Raw genomic sequence first — 20,685 nt, 5'->3', positions numbered from 1 at the left:
ACGGGCCCTCCGCAGGCTCCGGGCCCGGCTCGACCAACGGTGAAGAAGGCGGCTCTGCCACGGAAACAAGCAGCCGCCCAGGCCCCGTGAATAACGCCTCTACACCCACCATCAACCCCGTGAATAACGCCTCTATTGGGCACCCTCTAAGGCAGGCGAACCGTGCTCAAGACAGGCGAAACCGCTCAGGCAGCTCGATGATCGCCCAGCCGTCCTCGAAGCCGACGGCGAGGGCTCCGTCGGGCAGCGCGGCCAGCGACACCAGCTTGACCCCCAGATCGGCCTTGAACAGTTGCTCCCCCGTGGCGAGGTCCCAGACCCGGATGATGCTCTCGTTCCCGCAGGTGGCAAGCCAGTCGGAGCCCTCCGGGCCCGTCAGCGGGGCCGCCTCGGTCTGGTCCTTCGAGCCCGCCAGTTGGGGCTCGGACGGGGTGAGGTCGGCATTGGCGATCCGCAACCCGGTGAAGGTGAAGTGCTCGGCGAGCCGGGTGAAGGCCAGCCTCCCACCGGGCAGGACAACGGCTTGATCGAAGAACCCGTCGCCCGGCACCGGGTGGGTGCTCCTCTCGCCCGTGGCCGGGTTCCAGATGGTGAAGCTCCGGTAGAAGATCGCGCCGATCCTGGCTCCGTCCTCGCCGGGCAGCCAGACCACGTGCTCCACGTCGTCGTAGCCCTCCTCGGTCAGGGTGAGGGAGTCCAGCTTCTCCCCCGTGGCGATGTCCAGCAGGTCCACCGTCGGGCCCAGGCCGCGACAGGCCAGCCTGGTCCCGCCGGGCTCCGGATCCAGGCAGGAGTACTGCTCATCCGTGTGGAAGGAGTGGGTGACCGCTGCCTGCGCGGGGTCCCACACCGTCACCTGACCCTCCTCGTCGAGGCGCAGCAGGGTGGCGGTTCCGTCCGGGCCGACGTGGACGGCGTCGTCTTCGACGTCGCCCTCGAAGGCATGGATCAGGGCCCCGGTGCTGGCGTCCCAGACCTCGTTCCCGGTGACCAGCAGCCCGGACCCCGAGCCCGTCGGAAGGTGTTGGGTCACCCCCGGGTAGCCCTCGCGTCCGGTGAAGCCCTCGCCTCGGTGGTCCCGCGCCTCGGCGAGATCCCAGATCCGGATGGTGCCGTCAGTGCTGGCCGCGGCCAGGGATCGGCCCTCGTCGAAGGTGACCAGACGGTCCACCCGCCCGATGTGGCCGGTGGGGAACTGGTGGAGCACCTTCCCCGAGGCGAGGTCCCAGATCCTGATGGCCGGATCGTCAGCGCACACCACATTGTTGGAGACGACGGTGGCCAGCCGGGTGGCGCCGTCGTCGTCGAACCAGGTGAGTGTGGACACCTCGCCGCCCTTGTGCTTGAGCGGCTTGCCGACCCGCTCCCGGGTGGCCGGATCGACGAGCAGGACGCGTCTGCGGTCGTGGACCACCGCGAGCAGCCCGTCGGGCAACACCTGCAGATCGGTGCTGAATTCATGCGGCAGTTTCACCGCGTTCCCGTGTTTCTCGCCCGTGAAGGGGTCCCAGAACTGGATGAAGGAGCGGTCCTTGTAGAAGTCGGCGGCCAGCGCCGACAGCAGGGGCTGTCCCTCGACCTGAAGGAACGCGAGGTCGGTCAGTTCGCGTTTCTTCTCGCGGATGGGTGTGCCGATCTGCTCCCACGTGGTCGCATCCCAGGTGATGATGCTGCTGCCCTGTCGGTAACACCGTGCGGAGACGAAGGCGCGCCCGTCGTGGTGCCAGCTGATGATCTGTCGCACCGCGTTGACGTCAACCCGGACCGGATCGCCGACCTGCTCACCCGTGACGGGGTCCCACGCCCGCAGGGTGGCGTCGTCGCTGCCGGTGACGATCCGGTCGTCGACGAGGCAGAGTCCCAGGATGTTGGCCTTGTGCCCCTTCAGCCGGGCGAGCTGTGTGCCGGTGGCGGGGTCCCAGATGCGCACGGTGTGGTCGTCACTGGTGCTGACCAACAGCTCCCGACCGTCAGGCGTTCTCAGCGCGATGACATTGGTCACCCACTTGTTGTGGCCGCGCAGCACCCGGTGGGGGACGGCGGGGAGCCTGCGGGCCACGCGGACCCGCCACCGGGTGGGGTCGGTGGCAGGCGGCAGGACGGGGGAGAAACGGGCGGCTTCCAACTGTGCTCGGCCCTGAGCATCACGCGCTTTCATCACGGTCCAAGAGTGTAGAGGCGACGGTTCCCGCCGGCGTGTGAGCGATCACGAACCGCCGCTTTTCCTCCACGAGCCGCCGTTGTCAACGCTGCCAACGAAGTAGAGCGGCGGTTCGTGCCCATGGGGTGGGGGGAGTGAGTGTCCGGCTCGCGGAGGTTCCCGGGGGAATGCACGGACGGTGAGGGAAGTGGGGGAGGGGAGATCAGGTCAGGTCGACGATGGCCCAGCCATCGCGCAGTCCCACCGCGACGCCCCCGTCCGGCAGGGCCGCGACCGTCGTGAGGTGGGTGCCCAGCTGCAGGAAACGCGGTGTGGTGTCGGCGTCGCGGACGGCCACCGTGCCGTCCCGCCACCCGGCGACGAGACGACCGTCCCGAGCATCCAGACCCTCGATGGGTTCGTCGATCTCGTGACCCTCCAGCAGGCGTTGCCGGGCGGGGAGGAGCTCCCGACCCCACGAACCGGCCATCACGTCGAGGAATCGGACGGAGCCGTCGGGGCAGGCCACCGCCGCCCCACCGTCGAAGTCCACCACCCACGGGGCCGTCACCGTGTCGCCGTCGGGGATCCTGACCGGTTCCCCGCATCGACGACCCGTCGCGGCGTCCCGCACCTCGACGATGCCAGACCGGTGGGTCGCGACGACGCGGTCACCCTCCGGGGTCTCGACCATGACCTCGGCGAACGGGTGGTCGGACAGATCGCGGGGAGGCGCCACGTCGAAGCGATCACCGTGGGCCAGCAGCACGCCGGGGAACCCGACCTCCACCGCCACGGGGTCCCGCACCTGTCGTCCCGTCCTGACATCCCACACCCGCAGCGTGTCGTCGTGGGAGGCCGTGGCCAACAGCTCCCTCGTCCCGGCCACGGCCACGACGTGTTCCGTGTGCCGATCCGTCACCTCCCTGACGCGGGCATCGGGCGCGACGACCCGGAGCTCGTACTCCGTGGCGACGGCGACGTGGGGCCGTCCGGCCTCGTCCAGCCAGGCCGCCACCCCATGGACCGAGTCCCTCGGGCCCACGGGGATCCGGGCCGTCTCCGCGCCGTCGCAGACGACGGTGAGCCAGCCCTCATCGTCGCCGAGGACAGTGATCTGACGACCGTCGGGGCAGCCGACGGTGGCGGTCACCGGCCAGGGGAACGGGTCGTCTGCCTCCCGGACGAACGGCACCACCGCCAGCTCCTTGCCACTCCAGGCGTCCCAGGTACGGCGGGTGCCGTCCTCCTCGCTCCAGCTGACCACGCGGGGAGGTCCGTCGAGGATGGTCTCCAGCTTCCAGATCGGCCCCTCATGACCCGGCCAGCTGCCAACCGTGGTACCCGTGGTCGGGTCCGAGACGTGGATCACCCGGTCCCAGCCACCGGTCGCCAGGAGGGGGCGGCCGTCGGGGCCGGGAAAGCAGGTTGCGGCCAGCTCCGCGTCGGAACTCCCCGACGGGTACTGCCGCACCAACGTCGCCGTCGTCGGGTCCCAGACCCGCACGTCGTCATCCTGACTCACCTGGGCCAGCAACCACCGCCCATCATGCTGGAAGGCCACGACGTCCGACGCCAAGCACTCCCAGCCCGAGGCGAGTCCAAGATGCGGCACCTGGGGTGCACGTACCGCCGCGCGGACCCGCCAGGCGCCGCCGTCGGGTCCTCGGTCCGGGCCGTCGGTGAACCAAGCCGCGGCCAGCTGAACCATGCCGGTCAGGTCGGCGGGGTCGGCGTCGTGGACCCGGTTCCCCAAGGCCTGCCGACCGAGTTCTGCGGGGCTCACCGGCTGGCGTCCCAGGCCGCGATGACCCGGTCCCAGACCTCGTCGTCGGTGCGACGAGAGGGGGTGGCCTCCCCGGTGGTGGTGGACTCCAGGGACAGCTCGGCCTCTGGGAGACCGTCGATGCGGAAGAGAATCACGGCGGTACCAGGCCAGGGCAGGGTGCGAAGCAGTCGGAAACCCTCCTCCCAGTCAGCCTCGGTGGCCTCCGGGGCCAAGGTCACCCTGTTGGGGGCGAAGTCAGTCCACTGGAGGTCCACCATGCCGTACCTCTGGACCTCACACAGCGTTGGAAGTATTCGTTTCAAGTTGGAGCCGTGCCCTGTAGCTTTCACCACGGTCTTTCCCCCTTTGGTGCACTCGACCACCAGCTCGGTCACGTCGGGGATCGAGGCGATGGCTTCTGCACAGTGGTCGACGGTGACTCGCAAAGCGACGGTGCCGCCGATGGAGACGTGTTCGACGCCGGGAACAGCCAGCAGCTGCTCCAGCAGCGGGTAGGACTCCTTCAGGGAGAGAGCGGGGTGGAGGGTGAACCGGTCGGTGTGGACGGCCTCGGCCCCGCCCAGGATGTCCAGGGCCCTGCGGGCTTCGTCGAGGCTGACATCGCCCAGCCAGTACTCGTACTCCTGGTAGCGCTGGGGTGTGAGCCCGGCCTGCTGGAGCCGTGAGACGGCTTCCTGCTGGGAGCGGATCCGATGCTTGTCACCGGGGCCGACGAAGGAGACCGACTCGGGGTCGGGTTCGAGGGTGCGAAGCACCAGCTTGTGATCTTCTGGCAGGTCGTCGGCGGATGCGAAGTTCGCCGGGTCGTGGTGGGTCAGCTCCTCGATCGGTATGGTCCTCGAACCATCCCTCCTGAGATGCCGTGCGGCATCCTCCACCTTCGCCAGGTCGGTGAAACCGATGCGTCGAGCCGTTGACGTCCCGGGGAAGGGGGCCGTGGCCCACCCCCACAGCTGGTGGGCGAGTTCGTCGCTGTCGCGGGCATCGAGCTGCAACTCGACCTTCCCGTCGTCCTGTGGCCAGGACATCCTGGCTTCCAGGTACCGGGGATGCTCCATGTGCTCGGTCAGCTGTGTGAACTCTAAGAAGAAGCGTCGGGCCGCCTTGGCATCGGGTACCTCGACGCTGACCCGCGCCCCCACCACAGCGGAGGAAGTGGTGTCATCCCGTCTGGTCACCTCGTATTCTGCCTGCCAATCGGACGTGGCGACCCACTGCTCGATGCGTTGCAGGGCTTCTTCCTCGCTGAGCTTCGGAGGTGAGGTGCAGGCCCCGAGGAGCAGCAGTGGCACGGCGACGAGCAGGCGCAGCAGTTTCATGGACCCACCCTATGCAGGCGTGGGTCCATTAGAGTTCACGGCGTGACCACTGTTCTGCTTCTCGGCTCCGGTGGGCGCGAGCACGCGCTCGGGCGGGCCCTCGCACCCGACAGCACCCTCCACGTCGCGCCCGGCAACCCGGGGCTCGCCGGGCTCGGCACCTGCCACGACGTCGATGCCAGCGACCCCGACGCCGTGGTCACCTTGGCCCATGAGGTCGCCGCTGACCTGGTGGTCATCGGCCCCGAGGCCCCGCTCGTCGCCGGGGTGTCGGATGCGTTGCGCGAGGCCGGGTTCCCCTGCTTCGGTCCCTCGGCCGAGGCCGCCCGGCTGGAGGGCTCCAAGGCCTTCGCCAAGCAGGTGATGGAGGCGGCCGGGGTGCCGACGGCCACCGCCCGGGTCTGCACCACCGCCGACGAGGCCGAGGCCGCCCTCGATGAGTTCGGGGCACCGCACGTGGTCAAGAACGACGGCCTGGCCGCGGGCAAGGGGGTCGTCGTCACATCGGACCGTGCCGCCGCCCTGGCCCATGCGAAGACCTGCGGCACGGTGGTCATCGAGGAGTACCTCGACGGCCCCGAGGTCTCCCTGTTCGCCATCTGCGACGGTGAGACAGCGGTTCCGTTGCTGCCCGCCCAGGACTTCAAGCGGGTCGGCGACGGCGACACCGGGCCCAACACGGGGGGCATGGGGGCCTACTGTCCGCTGCCGTGGGCCCCGGAGGGGCTCGTGGCGGAGATCATGGCCACGGTGATCCAGCCGACGTTGGCCGAGATGAGGCGACGCGGCACCCCGTTCGTCGGGCTCCTCTACGCCGGGCTGGCCCTGACCGGCCGGGGCCTGCGGGTGGTGGAGTTCAACGTTCGGTTCGGCGACCCCGAGACCCAGGCCGTCCTGGCCCTGCTGGAGACCCCGCTCGTCGACGTGCTCACTGCCGCCGCCCGCGGTGAACTCGCCGCCCTGCCGCCGCTCCGGTGGCGCGACGGGGCCGCCGTCGTGGTGGTCGAGGCGGCCCGGGGCTATCCCGGAACGCCCGTCGCAGGCGGCGCCATCACGCTGCCAGCCGACACCGAGGATGCCTGGACCCTCCACGCGGGGACCCGAAACGACAGTGAACGACTCGTCGCCTCAGGCGGCCGGGTCCTCGGCATCGTCGGGGTGGCCGATGACCTCGAGCGGGCCCGGGATCGGGCCTACCAGCACCTGTCCCGGGTGGAATACCCCGACGGCTTCCACCGCACCGACATCGGCATTCCCCACTGAGTCCTCGTTCCCTCGTGTTAGCGTCAATTCATCGAATTGATGCGAGGTGGCGCCGTGGGAAGAACCACACTGATGCTTGATGAAGCAGCGGTCATCGCTGCCCGAGAGCTTGCAGCTTGCTGTCTGTCCCATCGTCGAGAACATGGTGCTGCGTATCATGAACACCCCCGCGGTCCTCGGCTCGACCCCCACTGACTTCGCGGGTACCCGAGCGGCCTTACGGCACGTCTGCTCGCGGCGAGACAGCGAATGGTGGGCCGATGATGTCTCTCTCATCAGTTCCGAGCGAATCGTCTGGGAACATGTGCTGGGTCATCGACAGGTCACGGATTGCTATCTGCTGGCCATGGCTGTTGAGCATGGAGGAGTCCTGACCACCTTTGACCAGCGGATTCCGCTCCAAGCCGTCCGGGGCGCAACGGTCGAGCATGTTCGGGTGCTGTGACGGGTTCGAGTGCGTTGGAGGGCGTGTCCGGGGTTGGTGGACGATGCCATCCGACGGACACGCCCTGATTGCTCGTCAGCGGGTGGCCTCCGGGAGGGGGACCTCCGGGTCGGGTTCATGGGTGATGCGGTTGCGGATGTCGCGTCTGACCACCTCGATGGACCACACCCACAGGATGTGGCCGAAGCACTCGGAGAAGTGCTCGGCCCAGGTCTGGCCGCCCTCGACCCATGGGAAGGGGGTCGGGACCAGCCCGGTGAGGGGCATCAGGATCACGTGGAAGAAGATCCACGCCAGGAAACCGAAGACCGCGCCCTGCCACAGCTTGATGCGTGGGAAGTACTCGGCGACGATGCAGTAGAACAGCGCGATCACGATGGAGAACGCGAAGTGGACGATGAACGAGTAGATCGGCCTGGGGTTCCCGTTGAAGAAGATCAGGGCGTGTGACTGCTCCGGGCTCATCCCGAACCACAGCTCCAGCATCGTCTGCGGTGGGTTCGTGGCGTCACGCTCCGGCGTGCGGGGCGGGAACGGGACCTCCCAGCCGAACTTGACGATGGCCGAGAACGCCCCCGCGATGAGACCCACCAGGGTGGCGACGCCGATGCGCCGTCGGGCGGGGTCGGTGTGGCCGAGCATTCGTGTCAGCAAAGTGGACATGAGACCTCCTACGAGTGAGGCTGAGTCATCGGGGGAACCTCGCGGCTTTCCCCGGATGACACCGGACAACGGTGTCGCGGTTGTCCCGATCTTACGATGCTTCACCTTCGGGAACGTCCCCATCCTCGGGTGTCGCAGGGATTGATCCAGGTTTAGAGGGTGCGCGGATAGGCGAATCTACTGCGGTCGCCCCGTTGCCCCCCCGGCTGTGTTGTCCTCCTCGAACGCACGATCCAGTGCGCTCTTCGTCGTCCGCCTTGCCAAGAGGCCACCGTGCCGATCCTCGTCACGATCCCCCTATCCGCGCACCCTCTTACTTCAGGATTCTCGCGGATAGCATGGAGGCATGAGCATCCACAGGATGCCCACCGTCCGAAACGAGCAAAGGCGCCCCATCGGCGCCTGGAGAGCGTGAGGTGATCCCCATGCGTCGTCGTGACCTGATGAAACTCACCGCCGCAGCCCTGGCCGCAGGAGCGGCGGGCTGCGCTGCCGCCACGGTGCCGCAAGCCGCTGCGTCCCCCCGGAGAGGTGCCAGGCTCCGGAGATTCACGAGCAGTCAGGGGCTGACCAGCCGCTACCGCTTCGACAAGGCCTCCGGCAGTGGGTCGAAGGGGATCGTGATCTACCTCCATGGTGACGGGCACGGCGAGTTCGACTCCGGCGCCACCGTCCTCGACGATCACGCGGCCGTCGCGAGAGAGCGCGGTCTGAGCTTCGTCGCCCCCATCACCCCCGACCGCGCCACCGGAACGTGGTGGCGCGCCGAGTCCTCCGGGCAGTGGCTGCGCGAACTTCTCGAGCACCTGTGGCGGAACCAAGCCGTCGACACCTCCCGGGTGTGGTTCGTCGGCTACTCCGGCGGTGCCGAGGTCATCACCAACGTCCTGCTGCCCGACCACTCCGACCTGTTCACCGGGGGCGGTGCCCTGCTGGTGGGCGGCGGCAGCCTCGACCCGCAGGTCGTCTTCACCCGCAGCCTGTCCCAGCAGCTGCGTTCCGGGTTCGTCATGCACTGGGCGATCGGTGAGCTGGACACCCCAAGCCGGGGTGGCGCCGACGGCGACTTCGACGCCCTGGGTGAGGCCCAGGCCGCGGAGCGTGCCTACCGGGAACGCGGCATGACCCGCACCACGCTCGAGGTGCTCCCGGGTGAGACCCACGAGTCCTCGATCCGGCATGCCGCACCCACCCTGCGGAGGCTTCTCGGTTAGGACCTCGCTGTCATCCGTGCGGTCAGGGCATCCTTGTGAGGGCCGGTATTGACGGTCCGTCCCGTTAGGGTGGCCGACATGACGAACCCTTCCTACGTCCTCGACAGTGGTGAAGCCCTGCACGCCGAGTCCCCCGAGACCTTCTATCTCCCGTCCGTGGAGGCCAGGCGCAGCCTGCGTCCCGGGGCGCTCGCGAAGCTCGTCTTCAGGGGGCAGGATGTCGACGGCCACATGCACGTGGAACGGATGTGGGTTCAGGTGACCCAGGCGGGCGGCGGCAACTACCGCGGCACCCTCAGCAATAGCCCCTACTACATCGTGGGGCTCAACCACGGCGACGACGTCCCCTTCCGCCCCGAGCACGTCATCCAGATCGACGCCTGAGCGCCATGTCATTAGGGTGAGGCCATGAGCGTCCCCAATGTGCTGGCCACCCGTTACGCCTCCGAGCAGATGCGTGCCATCTGGGCACCCGAGGCCAAGGTCGTCGCCGAGCGACGACTCTGGCTGGCGGTGCTCCGGGCCCAGCGGGATCTCGGCGTCGACTTCGGCGGTGCCGACCCCGACGAGGTGATCGCCGCCTACGAGGCCGTGGTCGACCGCGTCGACCTCGCCTCGATCGCCGAGCGCGAGCGGGTCACCCGCCACGACGTCAAGGCCCGCATCGAGGAGTTCAACGCCCTGGCCGGGCATGAGCACGTCCACAAGGGGATGACCTCCCGGGACCTCACGGAGAACATCGAGCAGTACCAGGTGCTGCGTTCCCTCCACATCATCCGGGACCGGGTGGTCGCCGCGCTGGCGAACCTCGCCCGGCTCGCGGTGACCTGGTCCGAACAGCCGCTGACCGGACGCTCCCACAACGTCGCCGCGCAGATCACCACCCTGGGGAAACGGTTCGCCACCGCCGCCGACGAGTTACTCGTGGCGCTGCGTCGGCTGGAGGAGCTCATCGCCCGCTACCCGGCCCGCGGCGTCAAGGGGCCGGTCGGCACCGCCCAGGACATGCTCGACCTCCTCGGCGGCGACGCGGACCGGCTGGCGGAGCTGGAGCGTCGCGTCACCTCGGAGCTCGGCTTCGCCCAGGTCCTCACCTCCACGGGGCAGGTGTATCCCCGCAGCCTCGACTACGACGTCGTCACCGCGCTCGCTCAGACCGCCGCGGCCCCGTCGAACGTCGCCACGACCATCCGGCTCATGGCCGGGCACGAACTGGTGACCGAGGGATTCAAGGAGGGGCAGGTCGGCAGTTCCGCCATGCCCCACAAGATGAACACCCGCTCCTGCGAACGCGTCAACGGGATGTCGGTGCTCCTGCGTGGATACGTCGCCATGGTGGGGGAACTCGCCGGGGACCAGTGGAACGAGGGCGACGTCTCCTGCTCCGTGGTGCGGCGGGTCGCGCTGCCGGACGCGTTCTTCGCCCTCGACGGGCTGTTCGAGACCTTCCTCACCGTGCTGGCGGACTTCGGGGCCTTCCCCGAGGTCATCGCCGCCGAACTCGACCGCTACCTGCCGTTCCTCACCACCACCAAGGTGCTCATGGCGGCGGTGCGGAAGGGTGTGGGTCGGGAGGAGGCCCACGAGGCCATCAAGGAGCACGCCGTCGCCGTCGCCCTGGAGATGAGGCAGGGGCTGGCGGTCAACGACCTCCTCGACCGCCTCGCCGCCGACGACAGGCTGCAGCTCGGGCGCGACGAACTGGGGGCGCTGGTGTCCGATCCCATGGAACTGGCCGGTACCGCCGGCGCCCAGGTGGCGCGGGTGGCGGAGGCTGTCGCCGCCGTCGTCACCGCCCACCCGGAGGCCGCCGGGTACCGGCCAGGCATGGTGCTCTGATCAGCTCCGGGTCAGGCTGCCCGTCCGCGGCAGGCCCGGACGGGTCATCGGCTTGGACCCGCTCGGGGAGGTCGTCGACGACAGGCCTCCGGCTCCCTGCTTGCCGCCGCTGGCCCGGGTGACGGCACCGAGGGTCAGGTAGCCCTCAGCGGTGGCGTCCTGCGCCGTGTTCGCGAACCGGATGGGGGCTCCACCCTCCATGACGTTCGGGATGCGGACCGCGACGGTGCCGGGCCGGGCCTCGAGCGTCGTCGTCCACTCGGCGGTCTGGCCGGGGAGCAGCGTCGGCAGGTCGACGTCGAGCTGCTTCGTCACGGCGGGCTTGCCGTCGGCGCCGAGGATGGCGAACTCGACCGGCCAGTCGTAGTAGAACGGCGCCACGCCGCGGTTGGTCACCTTGAGGGAGACCGTGACGGTGCTGCCCTGGGTGCTGAGCTTCGCGTGGGTGGCGGCGAAGTCGTAGCCGAGGGAGGCGTGGGCTGCCTTGGCCCTGACCAACGCGTCTCCGGTGTAGCCGCCTTCCTCCCATGCCTTGTCGTCGATGAGCCAGGAGACGTGGCTGGCCTGGACGGCCTCGTCGAAGTTCTCGTTCTTGCACTCCGGGGTGAGGTCGAACAGGCACTTCTGGACCGGGGGCTGGATCTCGCCGCCGATCGGGTGGGACTTCCAGTGGTCGTTCATCCCGGCGCGATCCATGAGGCTGAGGAAGTGCCAGTCCTTGGTCGGGAGGGTCGAGACCGCGAAGGAGTCGTCATGGAAGCCGACGTCGATCCCCGCGACCTCCGCATTCGGGTAACGGTTGAGCAGTCGGGTCTTGTCGAAGGCTTCGTCCCAGGTGCGGTAGTAGCGCAACTCCACGTCGCGGCTGGGCATCCAGTTCGCGCCCGTCGGGTTGAGCTTGTCGTCCACCTGCCCGTTCATGGGATAGGTGTGCTGCTCGCCCCAGAAACCGATGAGGCCCGTGGTGATGAAGCCGATGCGGGGGTCGCCGTCGTACTTCTCGCCGAAGGCCTTGGTGAAGTCGGTGATGAGGGCCTGGACACGGGGGTCGTCGTAGTCGGGGGAGAAGCTCTTCCCATCGTTCTCGTAGTGCTGATATCTGCGGGACTGGTCGATCCCGCCCTCGCCCAGCAGGTAGTCCGGGACGCCTGTCGGCTTCTTCGGGTAGTCCAGGTAGAAGCGCAGGGCGGCCTGGTGCCCGCGGGACTTGATGCCCTCGAGCTGGGTCTCCAGGGCCGACCAGTCGTAGGTCCTCTCGCCCTTCACCACGGCGTTCAGCGGCATGTAGAACCACTCCATGGTGTGGGGGAACATGGTGGCGGGGTCGCCGGACTTGGCGCCGAACGGCACGAACCCCTTGAGGGGGTTGTCGAGCCTGGCGGATGTGGTCTCGAGGGGTTGCCACGCGGACTGATCGTCGGCGTGGGTGGGGGTCAGGGGCATCGCCAGGGTCATGGCCGCAGCGGCTGCCACGGCGGCAGTGCGGAGTTTCAACATGGCTCTTCCTTCTGTGGGAGCACCCGGCGTCGTGGCGACGCCGTTGTGCGCTGGACGAACGTCAGTCCACCACACCGATCCCCCTTACGCAACCCATTGACTTAAGTGGGAAGGATTGCTTCAATAGGCGAACGAGCTCGGGAGTGCTCCAGAGTCGGAAGGACCCGAATTGACTGCCCCAGTCGCGCCCGATGAGGGGCGTGCACGACGACGCAAGGCGCCGGCCACCCGTGGACACGCCACCGCCGCCCTCATCCTCCTCATCCCTGCCCTCGCGGGCTTCCTCATCTTCTGGATCTACCCTGCCATCAAGGGATTCGGCTACTCCGTCACCGACTACAACCTCCTCAACCAGGGCAAGTACGTCGGTGCCGCCAACTTCCAGGCCGTGATCTCCGACGGCCAGGTCTGGCAGTCCCTGAGGATCACCGCCGTCTTCGCCCTCGGCAGCATCGTGGTCTCCCTCACCCTCGCGATGATCCTCGCGGCCCTCATGCAGCGGCTGCGCACGAAGACCTGGGTGCGGGCGGGGCTGCTCCTGCCCTGGCTGGTGCCGAACGTCGCCCTCGCCCTCATCTGGGCGTGGCTGCTCGACGCCAACGTCGGCTACCTCAAGGGCGTCCTCGACCGGGTCGGCAGGGCCCTCAACCTCGACTTCCTCGTCAACTTCACCTTCTACAACACCGACGCCGCCCTCAACATCGTCATCCTCATCGGGGTGTGGTCCGGCGTCGGGTACACGGCGTTGCTCCTCTTCGCCGGGATGATGCAGGTCCCCACCGAGTACTACGAGGCCGGGGCCATCGACGGGGCGAGCGAGACCACCATGTTCTTCCGGATCACCCTGCCGCTCATCCGCCCCGTCATTGCCCTGGTGGTCGTGGTGTCCCTCATCGGCTCCTTCCAGGTCTTCGACCTGGTCCAGGTCGGGTACGGCGGCAAGCCGATCCCGGAGGTGCGGGTCATCTACTTCTACATCTACCAGCAGGCCTTCGACTTCCTGAAGATGGGGTACGCCTCCGCCATCGCGCTGCTGCTGGCCATCATCCTCGCCGTCCTCACCCTCGTGCAGCTGCGGCTGCTGCGGGCCAACCGATCGGATCTCGCATGAGGACCCGCCGAGCGCCCCTCCGCCCCAGCCGGGCCTTCGCCTGGGCGATGCTCATCATCGCGTTGCTCATCACGGCCTTCCCGTTCTACTGGATGGTTCGCACCGCGCTGACCCCGGCCGCCGAGCTGGTGGCCGACTCGGGCCGGCTGTGGCCGTCGAACCCCACCCTCATCAACTTCCAGCGGGTGCTCGGGCTGGTCTCTCGGGAGGAGGCGGTGGCCGCGGGCGGCACGGGCGCCACCATCAACTTCCCCCTCTACACCCTCAACTCCATCATCTACGCCGGGGGAGTGGCGATCATCCAGACCCTCTCCTGCGCGGCTGCCGCCTACGCCTTCGCCAGGCTTCGGTTCCGCGGTCGGGACACCCTCTTCCTCATCATCATCGGCGGGCTCATGATCCCCGGCATCTTCACCCTGTTGCCGAACTTCACGCTCATCCGCGACCTGCAGCTGATGAACACGATGCTCGGCATGATGTTGCCCGCCATGCTGATGACCCCCTTCTCCATCTTCTTCCTGCGGCAGTTCTTCCTGTCCATGCCGGTCGAGGTGGAGGAGGCCGCGATGCTCGACGGTCTCGGCCCGCTGTCGCGCTTCGCCCGGATCGCGATCCCCATGAACCTCGGCCCCATCGCCACGATGGTTCTCATCACCTTCGTCGGGATGTGGAAGGACTACCTCTGGCCGCTGGTGGTGGGCCGTCAGGAACACACCCGACTGCTCACCGTCGGACTCAGCGTGTTCCAGCAGCAGTCCCCCAACACCGCCCCCGACTGGACGGGACTCATGGCGGGCTCGACGTTGTCGGTCCTGCCGGCGCTGCTCATCCTCATCTTCCTGGGACGGCAACTCGTGCAGTCCCTCAGTTTCTCGGGCAACAAGTAGACCTGGAACCAAAGGAGATTCACATGTCACTGCGCAGGATCACAGCCGCACTCGGGGCACTCGCCCTCGCCGTCGGGATGGGGGCGTGCAGCGGTCCCGCCTCCCAGTCCGGAGGCGACTCCGGTGGTGGGGAGGTCACACTGCGGTACTGGCTCTGGGATGACACCCAGCTGCCGCTGTACCAGCAGTGCGCCGACGCGTTCACCGCGAAGAACCCCACCATCCGCATCGAGATCACGCAGACGGCGTGGGGTCAGTACTGGACGAACCTGACGACGCAGATCGCGGCGCAGGACGCACCGGACGTGTTCACCAACCACGTCTCCTACTACCCACAGTTCGTCGCGAACCAGCAGATCCTCGACCTCAGCGAGCGCGTCGACAAGGCGGGCATCGACCTGAAGCAGTACGCCGAGGGCTCCGCCGACCGCTGGGTGCTGGACGGCAAACGCTACGGCCTGCCGAAGGACTGGGACGCCGTCGGTCTGCTCTACAACGTCGAACTCGCCGAGGCGGCGGGCTTTGACGCCGAGAAGATGAACAGCCTGACGTGGAACCCGACCGACGGCGGCACCTTCGGGGAGTTCATCCGCGCCACCACCGTCGACGTCAACGGCCACAACGCCAACGACCCGGCCTTCGACAAGAACAACGTCAAGAGCTACGGCTACTACCCCGAGTGGGCGGACGGGGCCGTCGGTCAGAACGGGTGGGGCAACTTCGCCCACTCCAACGGCTTCACCTACTCGAGCCAGACCGGGATCCCCACCGAGTTCAACTACGGCAGCCCGGAGATGGTGCAGACCGCCACCTGGCTGCAGGGCCTCATCACCGACGGCCTCGCCCCGCGGTTCGACCAGCAGTCGTCGCTCGGCACCGATGCCGTGATGAAGAACGGCAGCGCCGCGTCGACGATCCAGGGTTCCTGGGTGATGGGCACCTACCTCGGGAAGGACTCGCCGGTGAAGTTCGCCTTCGCGAAGCTCCCGGCCGGCCCGAAGGGACGTTTCTCGGCCACCAACGGCCTGTCGGACGCCATCTGGTCCGGCACCAAGCACCCGGACCAGGCCTTCGAGTGGGTGAAGTACCTCGGCTCGGCCGAGTGCCAGGACATCGTCGCGAAGGGGGCCAGGGTCTTCCCGGCGATCTCCTCCTCGACGAACATCGCGATGGAGGCGTTCAAGGAGCAGGGCTACGACCCGACGCCGTTCGTCGAGATGGTCGCCGCGGGTGAGACCTTCTCGGTGCCGCTGTTCGACAAGGGCAACGAGCTCAACGTCCTGATCCAGGACGCCATGGCCAAGGTGGCCGACGGGCAGGACCCGCAGGCCACGTTGACCAAGGCCAACGAGGACGCAGCGGCGCTGTACAAGTGACATGTTGACCCACGGCACCCCCACCAGCGCCCCGACCTGGGCGCCAGCGACCTCGCCCCTGGTGGCCGAGACCCACTTCGAGACATCCCGACTGTCGCTGCTCCATGGGATGCCCCACGACGCCGAGGTCTACCGCTCCGGCCAGAACTCCTGGTCCCCGGCCGGGTGGCGGCCGCTGGCGGGGGAGCCGTTGCGGATCGAGAACCCGGTGCGCCGCAACACCGCCGACGACGACCGCTGGGACGATCCGGTGCGGCACCACTCCTCATGGCTGCTCGCCCTGGGCGACGGTGTGACCGCGGTCCTGCTCGGGGCGTTGGAGGGGGACACGCCCCGGCTCCACGCCGACCTCGACGTGCTGACCGGGTGGAACGAGACCGGGCGGCCCGGACGCTGGGTGCTGCTCGAGGGCCCCGAACTGGCGGTCCTCGAGCGGTACCGGGACCTCCTCGCCGCCCGCCACGGGGTGCGGGACCGGGACCCCGGAACGGTGTGGTCGTCGTGGTACTCGTTCTACGAGACGATCTCCAGGGACTCCCTGGGGGAGGTGCTGCCGGAGCTGCCGGGCCTCGGCTTCGACACCTTCCAGATCGACGACGGCTGGCAGCGGGTCGTCGGGGACTGGAGCCCGAACGGGAAGTTCCCCGACGGGATGGCCGAACTCGCGCGGAAGGCCGCCGATCTCGGGTTGCGGGCGGGGCTGTGGCTGGCCCCGTTCATCGTGCTGCCCACCTCGGAGGCCTTCACAACCCGCCGGCAGATGCTGCTCACCGATGCAGCCGGTGATCCCGTCCCGGCCGGGGCGAACTGGGGCAGCCCCTACTTCACCTATGACCACAGCCGCGACGACGTCCACGACCACCTCGCCGAACTCGTCCACCGCGCCGTCGACGACTGGGGTTTCACCTATCTCAAGCTCGACTTCCTCCAGGCGGCGACGGTACCGGGCGTCCACGCCGTGCCCAGCGACCGGGAGGCCGTCTACCGTCGTGCGATCCACACGATCCGGGAGGCGGCGGGGGAGGGCACCTATCTGTTGGGCTCCGGGGCGCCGCTGTTCCCGTCGCTCGGGATCCTCGACGCGGTGCGCACCGGACCGGATGTGGCGCCGATGTGGACGAACTACGCCACGTCCGATCCCTCCGACGCGATGGCCCTCAACGCGTTGCGCAACGCGGTGGAGCGGTTGTGGCTGCGGGGCCTGATCGGCGTCGACCCGGACGTCGTGTTCGCCCGCCACAGCCGCAACCTGCTGAGCCGTCAACAGATGCAGTGGCTCCAGGATGCCGCCACGCTGTCCGGGTTCCGTGCCCTGTCTGATCCGCCCGGCTGGTTGACGGACGAGGAACGCGACGACCTGCGTCGTTTCCTCGGTCCGCTGCCCGCCACGGCCCGGCTCGGCAGGTACCGCTTCCTGGTGGGGGAGCGGGAGGTCGACTTCGCCCCGGCGCTCCACGGCACCCCCAGCCCCTACGCCCTGTGACCCCAGCGGGTCAGACCCACTCCTCCTGGTTCCGCAGGAAGTACTCCCTGAGGTCGGTCGGCAGTGAGGGGACCCGCCTCGGCGTGGAGCCGTCACGGAGGCTCTCAGTGGCCTGGATACCCGCGACCACCGCGGCCCAGGCGCTCACCGGCGAGGTGTCGGTGGGGGCCCCGGTCCGGATGAACCGCAGGAACTCGGCGACGGTCAACGCGTCGGCGTCGTCGTGGCCGTCCCGGTCCCCACGGATCGGGAACTGCTCGTCACCCTCGGGGTCGTAGTAGCCGCGACGGTTCCACAGCCGGATGACGCCGCCGTCGCCGTCGCCGAAGTTCTCCAGCCGACCCCGGGAGCCGATCACGGTGTAGTTGCGCCAGTAGTCGGGTGAGAAGTGGCACTGCTGGTAGGAGGCCAGCACCCCCGAACGCATCCGCATCATGAACATGGACAGGTCCTCCACGTCGATGACGGGGTTGAGGCCCGTCAACGAGGAGGGCGGCCAGTTCTCCAACGAGAACCACTCCGGCATGAGGGCCCCGCCCTGGCCGGTGCGGGACCGGTTGGCGCCGTAGATCATGAGGTCACCCATGCCGACGATCTCCGTGGCCTCCGAATCGGCCAGCCAGTGCATGACGTCGATGTCGTGGGCGGCCTTCTGCAGCAGCAACCCGTGGGAGCGGCGTCGGTCGGCGTGCCAGTCCTTGAAGTAGAAGTCGCCGCCGTGGCCGACGAAGTGGCGGCACCAGATCGTCTGCACCTCGCCGATGGCGCCGTCACGGATGAGATCACGCAGCTGCCGGACGAAGGACATGTGGCGCATGTTGTGGCCGACGTACATGCGGGTGCCGCTCTCCCGGGCGGTGGTGAGGATTCGGGTGCTGCCGTCGATGGTGGTGGCGATCGGTTTCTCCAGGTAGATGGGGATTCCGGCCTCGAGGAGTTCGACGGCGGCCGCCTCGTGGGTGTCGTCGGGGGAGGTGATGAATGCCGCCCCGATGCCCCGCTCGATGAGTTCCCGCACCGAGGTGAGGACGGGGCAGTCCTCGGGGGCCTTGCCCAGCAGCTGCTCGACCCGGGTCGCGGCCAGGGGATCGGGGTCGCAGGCGCCGACGAGGACGGCCCGGTTCCTCTCGGATTCCACGTGGCGCGCCAGCTGGGAGCGCACCCCCAGCCCCACCACGCCGATCCGCAGCGGCTCGGAGACGACGACGGCGTGGCGGTGGGTTTCCGCGAGGCGACGCGTCGCATAGGCCTGGTGCGCCTCGAGGATGCGCTCCAGTCCCGTCACGGTCACGGGGTAGCGGGTGCGTGCGTGGAGGAAGTGGGCCTCGGCGTCACGCAGGGCCAGCGACAGGGCACCGACGGTGGAGGCGGCGCCCCCCAGCTCGCCGGACTCCATGTCCAGCCTGGGTGCGGTGGGGAGCCGCATCGTGGTGAGGTGCGCCCACATCTGGGTGGCCGACTCCTCGTTGGCCAGGCCCGTCGTGGAGATGACCACCAGCGTCGGGTCGATGGCGGAACTCACCGTCGCGATGGTCGCGGCGGCGCGCAGCGCCCAGTGGGTGTGGTCGTTCTCGGCGTCGGGTCGGGCGCGCAACTCGCCGTCGAGACTGTCGTTGATCTCTCCGGCGTGCCAGTGATGCCCCTGGTGGATGTCCCCGCCGAGGATGAGGCCGGTACGGAACCCGGCGAACACCTGGATGTGCAGCATCGTGTCCATCAGCTGGAGTCGACCCTGCGTGACACGAGTGCTGAACTCGCCGTAGGCGGCGCTGTTGATGTCGTTGGCGGCGTGGAAGGGGATCCCGGTGTGTTCGGTCAGGGCCTCCGCCAGTGGCAGACCGTGCCACTGGGGGACGGAGTAGCTGCGGAGGATGGAGCCGTCGCCGTCAATGATCCCGGTGACCGAGGCGAAGCCCCCGATGGCCCGCCCGTGCTCGGGGGCGAGGGTCTCGACGAGTTCCCGGATCGCCTCGCACAGTTCCGCCAACCGTTCCTCGCGGCCCCGCTCCAGCAGAGGGAGAACCGTTGCGTGGAGAACCACCCCTGCCATCGACGCGGCTGCGATGGCGACGTCGTCGCGTTGGATGTCGAGGGCGATGACGAAGCCGTGCCCGGGGGCGAAGGAGTAGAGGGCGGCGGGGCGGCCGCCGCCGGAGCTGGTGGCGCTCTGCGCGATGAGGCCCTCCGCCTCGAGGTCGGCGACGATGAGGCTGGCGGTGGGGCGGGAGACGCCCGCGTCCTTCGCGAGCTGGGCGAGGGTGGCCCTGCCTCGTTCCCGTAGGGCGTGGAGGAGCCGTCGGGTCCGGGAGGCTCTGGATGCTGAGGTGGCGTCATCGCCCATGCGCTGCTCCCTTCACCGCGTCGTGATGCCCTTGTGCTGGATGGTTCCGTTGCTAGGAAACCTGCCTTCTCAAGTGTTGCGTCCGGAGCCGTCACTGTCCAGAAGTGGCGACGAGGGCTGCTCGATGAGTCGTCCGATCGGCACCGTCAGGCGGTCCAGTGGGACGCTGAGGACGGCCCGCTGCAGCGATGTGGTTGACGGCAGTGCCGACAGGTCGACGGGCTGCAGCGCCCATTCCTTGTGGAAGACGAAGAAGTAGGCGCTGCGGTGGGACGGTTCGCCCGGGTCGAGGATCTCGAATCGGCTCACGAATCGCGCCAGGTTCGACCTCGGGTCCAGGCCGGCGATGATGAGTGGGTCGAGCAGCCACGACTCCAGGCGGAACTCGTCGACGGGGTGATGAGGGCGCAGCCGGGGGATCACATCGTGGGCCGCGGCGAGGGAGGCGTCAACGGCGGCCGGGGTGAGGGGGCCGGTCTCGGGAATGTGGACCCCGACGAAGGGGGTGCCGTCGTCGGAGCGTTCGAGGGTGAACTGGAGCCGTCCCAACCACAGATGCCTGCCGGTGAAGTTCGCCACACACCAGGCCCGGGCGACGAAGCCGAAGCAGCCGAACACCGTCCGGAAGATGTGTACCTGCTGCCCCAGGTCGGCCAGCGAAGCCCGGGCGAGGTCGCTGCTGAGCCCGCGGGCCACCTGGGCGTCGTGGACGTACTCAGCGACGGCGACCAGCGCCAGCAGCGTCACGATGCCCTCCTCGAAGGTCGCCATCCCCGCGTCCTCCCTCACGGGGAGGTCGTCGTCGAAGAAGCACCCGATCCTCGCCCTGAGCTGCCCTGCCAGTTCCGCGACCCGGGAGAGGCGTTCCGGATGGCAGGGCAGGGCGGCGATGACGCATCGGCAGTCGGCGGCATCGTCGGCTCTGAACCCGAGCCGCGCCAGGTCGGCGCGGGCGAGAGCGTCGAGCACGGTCTCAGGTGTCATGGTGACCTCCTCCCGGTTCGATCCTGCCATCCGCGCCGTTCCATGCCTTCATGGGGTCCGCCAGGAGAGGGTCCGGGGCAGACCACATGATCCGGTCAGCCTGTGACAAGGCGTTCTCCTGCTTGTGGGTGAACCCTGCGGTTCCTGTTCCGGGAGTGGGTTAGGCTGGCCGTAGCCTGCCCATCTGATCGTGCAAGGAGTTGTCGTGAGTGATTACAGCTTGGATGAGTTGAATGCGGCGCGGGATGTGGTGTGGGATTTCGATGTGAGTTCGAGTCTTGCTGAGGCGTTGCGGTCGGCTGCGGTGAGGGTGGAGGCGCAGGTGGGGGTGCGT

The 20,685-nt window shown here is 68.5% G+C and carries 16 protein-coding genes; 9 read left to right on the top strand and 7 right to left on the bottom strand.

Annotated features, from left to right (window positions below):
- Window positions 1–166: 166 nt before the first annotated feature.
- The 3 genes from EII35_RS14150 to EII35_RS14140 all read right to left on the bottom strand — a co-directional run bounded on the left by EII35_RS14150 (window position 167) and on the right by EII35_RS14140 (window position 5,248).
- On the bottom strand, window positions 167–2,158 hold the full coding sequence (locus EII35_RS14150) for a WD40 repeat domain-containing protein (RefSeq protein WP_260465140.1): 1,992 nt from the start codon (window positions 2,156–2,158) through the stop codon (window positions 167–169).
- Between the two features lie 205 nt (window positions 2,159–2,363).
- A complete protein-coding gene (locus EII35_RS14145) occupies window positions 2,364–3,926 on the bottom strand; it encodes a WD40 repeat domain-containing protein (RefSeq protein ID WP_125229111.1) in 1,563 nt (520 codons plus the stop codon).
- The gene (locus EII35_RS14140; protein ID WP_125229110.1) at window positions 3,923–5,248 is read right to left on the bottom strand and encodes a hypothetical protein; all 1,326 of its coding nucleotides are present in this window, start codon (window positions 5,246–5,248) and stop codon (window positions 3,923–3,925) included. Before EII35_RS14140 ends, EII35_RS14145 begins: the two co-directional genes overlap by 4 nt.
- A 42-nt stretch (window positions 5,249–5,290) precedes the next feature.
- Between EII35_RS14140 and purD the strand changes: the two genes are divergently transcribed.
- Window positions 5,291–6,511, top strand: coding sequence for a phosphoribosylamine--glycine ligase (gene purD / locus EII35_RS14135; RefSeq protein WP_125229109.1), 1,221 nt, complete (start codon window positions 5,291–5,293; stop codon window positions 6,509–6,511).
- Window positions 6,512–6,590: 79 nt separating this feature from the next.
- Window positions 6,591–6,956: a PIN domain-containing protein gene (locus tag EII35_RS14130; protein ID WP_125229108.1), complete on the top strand. Its 366-nt coding sequence runs from the start codon at window positions 6,591–6,593 to the stop codon at window positions 6,954–6,956.
- 75 nt (window positions 6,957–7,031) lie between these two features.
- Here EII35_RS14130 and EII35_RS14125 read toward each other — a convergent pair whose 3' ends face one another.
- Window positions 7,032–7,619, bottom strand: coding sequence for a YagU family protein (locus EII35_RS14125; protein ID WP_125229107.1), 588 nt, complete (start codon window positions 7,617–7,619; stop codon window positions 7,032–7,034).
- A gap of 425 nt (window positions 7,620–8,044) precedes the next feature.
- On the opposite strand from EII35_RS14125, the gene EII35_RS14120 reads away from it, so the two are divergent.
- The 3 genes from EII35_RS14120 (at window position 8,045) to purB (ending at window position 10,672) form a co-directional block, all read left to right on the top strand.
- Entirely contained in the window at window positions 8,045–8,833 is a 789-nt protein-coding gene (locus EII35_RS14120) for an alpha/beta hydrolase family protein (protein ID WP_125229106.1), read from the top strand.
- Window positions 8,834–8,911: 78 nt separating this feature from the next.
- Window positions 8,912–9,217, top strand: a complete 306-nt coding sequence (locus EII35_RS14115) for a DUF2314 domain-containing protein (RefSeq protein ID WP_125229105.1) — start codon at window positions 8,912–8,914, stop codon at window positions 9,215–9,217.
- Window positions 9,218–9,241: 24 nt separating this feature from the next.
- Entirely contained in the window at window positions 9,242–10,672 is a 1,431-nt protein-coding gene (gene purB / locus EII35_RS14110; RefSeq protein WP_125229104.1) for an adenylosuccinate lyase, read from the top strand.
- Here purB and EII35_RS14105 read toward each other — a convergent pair whose 3' ends face one another.
- Entirely contained in the window at window positions 10,673–12,169 is a 1,497-nt protein-coding gene (locus EII35_RS14105) for a DUF4832 domain-containing protein (RefSeq protein WP_125229103.1), read from the bottom strand.
- 169 nt (window positions 12,170–12,338) lie between these two features.
- Between EII35_RS14105 and EII35_RS14100 the strand changes: the two genes are divergently transcribed.
- From EII35_RS14100 to EII35_RS14085, 4 genes are read left to right on the top strand one after another with little or no spacing between them, the layout of a single operon-like run.
- Window positions 12,339–13,280 (top strand): carbohydrate ABC transporter permease, encoded by a 942-nt coding sequence (locus EII35_RS14100; RefSeq protein ID WP_125229102.1) that lies wholly within the window; start codon window positions 12,339–12,341, stop codon window positions 13,278–13,280.
- The gene (locus EII35_RS14095; RefSeq protein WP_125229101.1) at window positions 13,277–14,167 is read left to right on the top strand and encodes a carbohydrate ABC transporter permease; all 891 of its coding nucleotides are present in this window, start codon (window positions 13,277–13,279) and stop codon (window positions 14,165–14,167) included. Before EII35_RS14100 ends, EII35_RS14095 begins: the two co-directional genes overlap by 4 nt.
- A gap of 23 nt (window positions 14,168–14,190) precedes the next feature.
- Complete coding sequence (locus EII35_RS14090; RefSeq protein ID WP_125229100.1) at window positions 14,191–15,543, top strand: ABC transporter substrate-binding protein; 1,353 nt, start codon at window positions 14,191–14,193, stop codon at window positions 15,541–15,543.
- Window position 15,544: 1 nt separating this feature from the next.
- A complete protein-coding gene (locus EII35_RS14085) occupies window positions 15,545–17,026 on the top strand; it encodes a glycoside hydrolase family 36 protein (RefSeq protein WP_125229099.1) in 1,482 nt (493 codons plus the stop codon).
- Between the two features lie 10 nt (window positions 17,027–17,036).
- Here EII35_RS14085 and EII35_RS14080 read toward each other — a convergent pair whose 3' ends face one another.
- Window positions 17,037–19,367 carry an ROK family protein gene (locus EII35_RS14080; RefSeq protein ID WP_125229098.1) on the bottom strand — a complete coding sequence of 777 codons (2,331 nt, stop codon included), beginning with the start codon at window positions 19,365–19,367 and terminating at the stop codon, window positions 17,037–17,039.
- Window positions 19,368–19,436: 69 nt separating this feature from the next.
- Window positions 19,437–20,351, bottom strand: coding sequence for an acyltransferase domain-containing protein (locus EII35_RS14075; protein ID WP_125229097.1), 915 nt, complete (start codon window positions 20,349–20,351; stop codon window positions 19,437–19,439).
- Window positions 20,352–20,685 lie beyond the last annotated feature (334 nt).

This window comes from Arachnia propionica (genome assembly GCF_003932785.1).
Taxonomy (GTDB): domain Bacteria; phylum Actinomycetota; class Actinomycetes; order Propionibacteriales; family Propionibacteriaceae; genus Arachnia; species Arachnia propionica_B.
Note: the sequence above shows the minus strand (reverse complement) of the source record. Positions and strands in the feature narration are given on the sequence as shown.

Bases quoted from the DNA above. Each gene is read 5' to 3' on its own strand.
- EII35_RS14090 (WP_125229100.1), top strand. From the start codon at position 14,191: ATGTCACTGCGCAGGATCACAGCCGCACTCGGGGCACTCGCCCTCGCC.
- EII35_RS14115 (WP_125229105.1), top strand. From the start codon at position 8,912: ATGACGAACCCTTCCTACGTCCTCGACAGTGGTGAAGCCCTGCACGCC.
- EII35_RS14085 (WP_125229099.1), top strand. From the start codon at position 15,545: ATGTTGACCCACGGCACCCCCACCAGCGCCCCGACCTGGGCGCCAGCG.
- purB (WP_125229104.1), top strand. From the start codon at position 9,242: ATGAGCGTCCCCAATGTGCTGGCCACCCGTTACGCCTCCGAGCAGATG.
- EII35_RS14140 (WP_125229110.1), bottom strand. From the start codon at position 5,248: ATGAAACTGCTGCGCCTGCTCGTCGCCGTGCCACTGCTGCTCCTCGGG.
- EII35_RS14095 (WP_125229101.1), top strand. From the start codon at position 13,277: ATGAGGACCCGCCGAGCGCCCCTCCGCCCCAGCCGGGCCTTCGCCTGG.
- EII35_RS14130 (WP_125229108.1), top strand. From the start codon at position 6,591: ATGAAGCAGCGGTCATCGCTGCCCGAGAGCTTGCAGCTTGCTGTCTGT.
- EII35_RS14125 (WP_125229107.1), bottom strand. From the start codon at position 7,619: ATGTCCACTTTGCTGACACGAATGCTCGGCCACACCGACCCCGCCCGA.
- EII35_RS14150 (WP_260465140.1), bottom strand. From the start codon at position 2,158: ATGAAAGCGCGTGATGCTCAGGGCCGAGCACAGTTGGAAGCCGCCCGT.
- EII35_RS14120 (WP_125229106.1), top strand. From the start codon at position 8,045: ATGCGTCGTCGTGACCTGATGAAACTCACCGCCGCAGCCCTGGCCGCA.
- EII35_RS14080 (WP_125229098.1), bottom strand. From the start codon at position 19,367: ATGGGCGATGACGCCACCTCAGCATCCAGAGCCTCCCGGACCCGACGG.
- EII35_RS14075 (WP_125229097.1), bottom strand. From the start codon at position 20,351: ATGACACCTGAGACCGTGCTCGACGCTCTCGCCCGCGCCGACCTGGCG.
- EII35_RS14105 (WP_125229103.1), bottom strand. From the start codon at position 12,169: ATGTTGAAACTCCGCACTGCCGCCGTGGCAGCCGCTGCGGCCATGACC.